Here is a 3,997-nt window from a genome sequence, read left to right as displayed (position 1 = left end):
AGGCCGAGGAGGCGACCCGGCGCAGCCAGTCGAGCCCGCCGGCCGAGGCCGCGCCCGTGGGCCCGCCGCAGGTTCAGCCGTGACGGCTCACGCCCTCCCCACCGCCATCAGCGCGAAGGCGTAGATCAGGCCAACCTCCTCCAGCCGGTCGAAGCGCCCGGCCGCACCCCCGTGGCCGGCCTCCATGTTGATGCGCAGGATCACGGGCCCGCCCCCCGTCATGGTCGCACGCAGGCGCGCCACCCACTTGGCCGGCTCCCAGTAGGTCACCCGCGGGTCGGTGAGCCCGCCGAGCGCCAGGATCGCCGGATAGGCCTTGGAAGCCACGTTCTCGTAGGGCGAGTAGGAAAGGATCGTCCGGAAGGCCTCCTCGCTCTCGGCCGGGTTGCCCCATTCGGGCCATTCGGGGGGCGTGAGCGGCAGGTCGCCGTCGAGCATCGTGTTGAGGACGTCCACGAAGGGCACGTCGGCCACGATTCCCGCGAAGAGTTCGGGGGCGAGGTTGGCGACCGCGCCCATCAGCATGCCGCCCGCGCTGCCGCCATGGGCCACGATGTTCTTCTCGGAGGTGTAGTTCGCCGTGACCAGCGCGCGCGCGCAGGCGACGAAATCCGAGAAGGTGTTGGGCTTCTTCTCGCGCTTTCCGTCCAAGTACCAGCGCCAGCCCTTCTCGGTGCCGCCGCGGATATGCGCGATCGCGTAGACGAAGCCGCGATCGACGAGCGAGAGCAGGTTCGTACGGAAGGCCGCCGGCATCAGCGTGCCGTAGGAGCCGTAGCCGTAGAGCAGCAGCGGCGCGCTGCCGTCGAGGGGCAGGTCGCGCCGGTGCAGCAGCGAGATCGGCACCTGCTCGCCGTCCGGCGCCGTCGCGAAGAGGCGGCGGGTGACGTAGGCCGCCGGGTCGTGGCCGCTCGGCACGGTCTGACGCTTGCGCAGCGTCCGCTCGCGGGTGGCGCAGTCGTAGTCCCAAGTCTCGGCCGGCGTCGTCATCGAGGAGTAGACGAAGCGGATCACCGGCGTGGCGAAGGCGTGGCCGGACTGAAGCCCCAGCGAGTACGCCTCCTCGGCGAACGCCACGGCGTGCTCCTCGCCGGTCCGCAGGTCGCGCACGATGATGCGCGGCCGGGCGTTCTCGATCTCCAGGCGGACGAGGTGGTTCTCCAAGAGGTGGAGGTGGCGGATCATCAGGCCGGCCCGGTAGGGGACGAGGTCGCGCCAGCGCGCGCGGCCGGGATCCGACAGCGGCGCGGTGACGATCTTGAAGTCCTCCGCCCCGTCCGCGTTGGTGAGGATGTAGAGCGCGTCGCCCCGGTGCTCGACCGAGTAGATGAGGAGCGGCTCGCGCCTCTGCACCACCCGCAGCGGCGCGTGGGCGGCGTGCCGGTCGAGCAGGTGGACCTCCGCGGTCTCGTGGTCGCTCGCCGTCACCGTGAGGAAGGCGCCGGACTGCGTCTGCCCGATATGGACGAAGTAGCCGGAATCGGCCTCCGCGTAGACGGTCTCGTCCGCGCTCTGCGCGGTGCCGAGCCGGTGGCGCATCACCTTGGCGGGGCGGTGGTTGGCATCGACCGCGACGTACCAGAAGCTCTGGCCGTCGCCGGCCCACACGGCCTCGCCCGAGGTCGCCTCGACCCGGTCGTCGAGATCCCGGCCCGAGGCGAGGTCGCGCACCCGGATCGTGTAGAGTTCGGAGCCCTTCGTGTCCGCGCTCCAGGCGAGCCGCCCGTGGTCGTCCGCGTGGACGGCGGCGGCAATCTCGAAGAAGGCGAGCCCCTCGCCCTCGCGGTCGCCGTCGATCAGCACGACCTCGTCGGCCTCGGCGCCGAGGTCGTCCGGCCGGGCCGGATCGCGCGGGCGCCGGCAGACCAGCGGGTGCTGCCCGCCCTCGCGGTGGCGGGTGTAGTAGCTCCACGGCCCGTCCGGGTCCGGCACCCCGCTGTCGTCCTCGCGGATACGCCCGCGCATCTCGGCCACCAGCGTCTTCCGCAAGGCGGCGGCGTCGGCCAGCATCGCCTCCGCGTAGGCGTTCTCGGCGTCGAGGTAGGCGGCGATGTCGGCCGGCAGCGCGCCCGGGTCCTTCAGCACCGCCTGCCAGTTCCCGGCCTTGAGCCAGGCGTAGTCGTCGGTGATCTGGCGGCCGTGCACCGCGTAGGCGTGCGGCCGGCGCTCGGCGACCGGCGCGCCGGAGATCTGCGGGAAGGCTGGGGTCGTCGGGGCCATGCTGGGCTGTCGCTCACCGGATCCGGATGCGGGAAGAGAGAGGTGAACCCGTCCGCGCTCGAGGACAAGGTGCGAGCGGGCCCACTCACCCGGGACCGTGTCGTACGTCCCGCACCGATTCACGCACGCTCCGACCCGCCGTACGTATCGCTCAAGTTGCCATCGATCGGCGGACGGAACGGTCGGCAGGCGCCCAAACGACCCGCATCGACACGGCCCGGGCTCACAACTCCAGATACCGATCCTGCAGCGCGCCTGTGCATAACCGAAATGCGTCAAGTCTTGACTTGGGACGACCTTCCGGCAACCTACGGTCGCTCACGTGGCGCGTTCTGCTTTGGAACAAAACATGAACAAAAATTTCCCCGGATCCGGCTCTCCGACCGCGCAGCGTACCGGCCGGACGGCCGAGCGCGCGCTCACGCCGGCGGCTGGGCGGCTGCTCGCGGCCCTCGCGCGGCCCGGCGCTTACGCCTTTCAGGACCCGATCGACGGGTCGATGCTGCTCGTGCGGACGGGCGGGGCGGGCGTGTCGCTCGGCGGCGGGCGCTTCCCGCGCGATGCCGGCGAGCAGCTCCTGGCGCTGGACCTCGTCCGGACCGAAACTTCGGGACGCCGCCGGATCGTCCTCGGCCCGGCCGGTCGGGCACGCCTGCGGCGGCAGGGGGCGCCCGAGGCGAGCGCTTTCCTGGCCCAGCACCTCGACCTCGTGGCGGAAGAGGCGGACGATGGGGGGCGGGAGGAAGCGCGGGACGGGACGGCCGAGGCATCGCACCTGCGCGACGCGTCCGAGAGCCCGGTCGCCTGGATGGCCCGGCGCCGCGGCAGCGACGGGCGGCCGCTGATCGAGCCGGCCGCCTTCGAGGCGGGCGAGCGCCTGCGCCGGGACATCACGCTCGCCCGGATGACGCCGCGGCTCGGCGTAAACTGGGGCGCGGAGCGGGTCGACGGCTCCGGTCCGCGCGACCCCGCCTCGGCCTCCGACGCGGTGGTGGCAGCCCGCCAGCGGGTGCGCGGCGCCCTCGACGCGGTGGGCGGCGACCTCGCCAACCTCTTGATCGACCTCTGCGGCGAGCTGAAGGGCCTGGAGCGCATCGAGGCCGAGCGGCGCTGGCCGGCCCGCTCCGCCAAGGTCGTGGCGCGCATCGCCCTCGGGCGGCTCGCCGAGCATTACGGCCTGGAGCGCGCCGCCACCGGCCCGGACCGCGCACGGATGCGCCTGTGGCGGGAGAGCGCCTGAGGTTGCGGCCCGTCCCGGGTATCGGCAGGGTCCGGGGCGGGGCCCCGGGCGGCGAAGCCGGAACGCGACGCTCAGGCTGCGAGACGCGCCGCGTCGCGGTTGATGCGCTCGACCATCGCGCGCACGCCATTCGAGCGCTTCGAGGTGACGTGGGCACCGAAATGCAGCTGCCGGAACAGGTCGAACCCGTCCGTCTCGGCGGCCTCGCGCGGGCTCTTGCCAGTGTAGAGCGCGACCATCAGCGCCACGAAGCCCTTGACCACGAAGGAGTCGCTGAAGCCGTGCAGGGCGAGGCGGGGCCCCTCCGGCGTCTGCGCGACCGCGGTGTCGATCCAGACCTGGCTCTCGCAGCCGTGGACGCGGTTCTCCTCCCGGCGCAGCGACTCCGGCATCTCCGGCAGGGCGCGACCGAGCTCGATCAGGTATTCGAGGCGCATGTAGTCGTCCTCGATGAACTCGAAATTCTCGATGATGGTCGCGATCGGGGGCAGCATCCGGGCCTGCGTCGTGGTGCGGGGGTCAGGCCCTATATAGGCG

3 protein-coding genes are annotated in these 3,997 nt (G+C 72.3%); 1 reads left to right on the top strand and 2 read right to left on the bottom strand.

Annotated features, from left to right (window positions below; all coding sequences use genetic code 11):
• Window positions 1–87: 87 nt before the first annotated feature.
• Window positions 88–2,220 carry a S9 family peptidase gene (locus AX737_RS12595; protein WP_066921796.1) on the bottom strand — a complete coding sequence of 711 codons (2,133 nt, stop codon included), beginning with the start codon at window positions 2,218–2,220 and terminating at the stop codon, window positions 88–90.
• A 349-nt stretch (window positions 2,221–2,569) separates the two neighbouring features.
• Between AX737_RS12595 and AX737_RS12590 the strand changes: the two genes are divergently transcribed.
• Entirely contained in the window at window positions 2,570–3,460 is an 891-nt protein-coding gene (locus AX737_RS12590) for a DUF6456 domain-containing protein (protein WP_238230470.1), read from the top strand.
• Window positions 3,461–3,531: 71 nt separating this feature from the next.
• Here AX737_RS12590 and AX737_RS12585 read toward each other — a convergent pair whose 3' ends face one another.
• Window positions 3,532–3,954 (bottom strand): SufE family protein, encoded by a 423-nt coding sequence (locus AX737_RS12585; RefSeq protein WP_066921794.1) that lies wholly within the window; start codon window positions 3,952–3,954, stop codon window positions 3,532–3,534.
• Window positions 3,955–3,997: the final 43 nt, after the last annotated feature.

This window comes from Methylobacterium sp. CCH5-D2, from assembly GCF_001556475.1.
Classification (GTDB): Bacteria; Pseudomonadota; Alphaproteobacteria; order Rhizobiales; family Beijerinckiaceae; genus Methylobacterium; species Methylobacterium hispanicum.
The sequence above is the reverse complement of the archived record's forward strand: the minus strand, read 5'-3'. Positions and strand labels throughout refer to the sequence as shown.

What these genes read in the sequence shown, in the direction of transcription:
- AX737_RS12595 (WP_066921796.1), bottom strand. Translation starts at nt 2,220, where the DNA reads ATGGCCCCGACGACCCCAGCCTTCCCGCAGATCTCCGGCGCGCCGGTC.
- AX737_RS12590 (WP_238230470.1), top strand. Translation starts at nt 2,570, where the DNA reads ATGAACAAAAATTTCCCCGGATCCGGCTCTCCGACCGCGCAGCGTACC.
- AX737_RS12585 (WP_066921794.1), bottom strand. Translation starts at nt 3,954, where the DNA reads ATGCTGCCCCCGATCGCGACCATCATCGAGAATTTCGAGTTCATCGAG.